3 protein-coding genes are annotated in these 1,409 nt (G+C 65.8%); all 3 read right to left on the bottom strand.

Annotation, left to right across the window (positions count from 1 at the left end):
• Nucleotides 1–562: IS66 family transposase zinc-finger binding domain-containing protein (locus tag G4Z14_RS19195; RefSeq protein WP_321573078.1), on the bottom strand; the 562-nt coding region annotated here is incomplete at its 3' end.
• Nucleotides 563–621: 59 nt separating this feature from the next.
• Nucleotides 622–969, bottom strand: coding sequence for an IS66 family insertion sequence element accessory protein TnpB (gene tnpB, locus G4Z14_RS18690; protein ID WP_164628472.1), 348 nt, complete (start codon nucleotides 967–969; stop codon nucleotides 622–624).
• Nucleotides 966–1,361: an IS66-like element accessory protein TnpA gene (tnpA, locus tag G4Z14_RS18695; RefSeq protein ID WP_164628475.1), complete on the bottom strand. Its 396-nt coding sequence runs from the start codon at nucleotides 1,359–1,361 to the stop codon at nucleotides 966–968. The genes tnpB and tnpA overlap by 4 nt, the downstream gene beginning before the upstream one ends.
• Nucleotides 1,362–1,409 lie beyond the last annotated feature (48 nt).

Consider the following 1,409-nt stretch of genomic DNA (forward strand, 5'->3'; position numbering starts at 1 on the left):
AGAGTGGCAGATGATCGGCATACTTGCTGACCAGCACATGGGCCAAGAGACCCGGCCCGGGGCGGCCGCGTTCGATGGGCCGCGACGGGAGCGGGGCTTGCACGAAGCGTTCGCAGCACGAGCAGGTCAACCGGGGCCGGACGATGCGGTTCACGATAAACCTACCGGGGACGTATTCCAGTTCCTCGGTCACATCCTCACCGATCCGACGCAAGCGCCCGCCGCAATCGGCACAGGCATCCGAGCCGGGGCTGAGTTCCACTTCCATCCGGGGAATATGGTCCGGGATCGGACGCCGCTTCGGTTTGTCCTTCTCCTCGATGTCCGGCAGCTTCATCCGCGCGGTCATCGCGGCGGCGGCGATCTCGCTGGTCTCAAGGGCAAGCTGAAGCTGTTCTGCCGTTTCCGACGAGGCACCGAACCGATGCGCCCGGTGCCCTGCCAGCTGATGGCGCAGCTTCTCGATCAGGATCGCCTGAGCCCTCACCTCCGCAAGCAGCCGCGCGGTGAAGCTGCGCAGTTCCTCGGGATCTTCCGGCAGGGTCAGGGTCTGATCGAGCATGCGGGAAGTTTATCCCACTGTATTCCTTGTAGGAATCCTTCTCTTGCAAGCCCTGCAGATTATCCCGCTGCCAGGGGCCGCCACGTCCGCTGCGGTGCCCGCCAGTCGATCCCCTCCAGCAGCATCGACAGCTGCGCAGGCGTCAGCGCCACCTTCCCCTCCTTGGCCGAGGGCCAGACGAACCGCCCCTTCTCCAGCCGCTTCAGGAACATGCAGGCGCCTTGACCATCCCACCAGATCACCTTCACGAGATCGCCACGACGGCCACGGAAGACGAACAGATGCCCGGCAAAGGGGTCCTGCTTCAACACCGCCTCGGCCTGTGCCGCGAGCGCGGCAAAGCCCTTGCGCATGTCGGTAACGCCCGCCGCCAGCCAGACCCGCGTGTTGGCCGGAACCGGGATCACGCTGTCAGGCCCCGGATCAGCCGCGCCAGCGCCTCAGGATCATAGCGGCCGCTGATCCGCATCCGGTGACCGCCCGCCAGCTCGATCTCGATGTGGTTCTCGGCGGCAGGTGCCGCCGGGGTAGACCTGGTCTCCGCGACGATCTCTACGGGCAGAAACCGCGCCTCCTCTGCTGGGGGCGCAACCGAGGCGGGGTCTGGCGCATAACGGGGATCGCGCAGCCACTTGAAGATCAGGTTCGCGTTCACCGCGTAGCGCCGCGCCACCTGAGCCACGGAAACACCCGGCGCCGCCGTCTGGAAACAGATCGACCGCTTCTCCTCATCCGTCCAAAGTCGCTTCGTCCGACGCGCCACGCCATCACCATAGTGTCCACTATCGATGGTGGACACTATCCGCCTCTCTCACCACGCGGCAGGGCGGTCAGGCCGGACGCTTAC

Origin of the sequence: Tabrizicola oligotrophica (assembly GCF_011008935.1) — a bacterium.
Lineage (GTDB): Bacteria > Pseudomonadota > Alphaproteobacteria > Rhodobacterales > Rhodobacteraceae > Tabrizicola_A > Tabrizicola_A oligotrophica.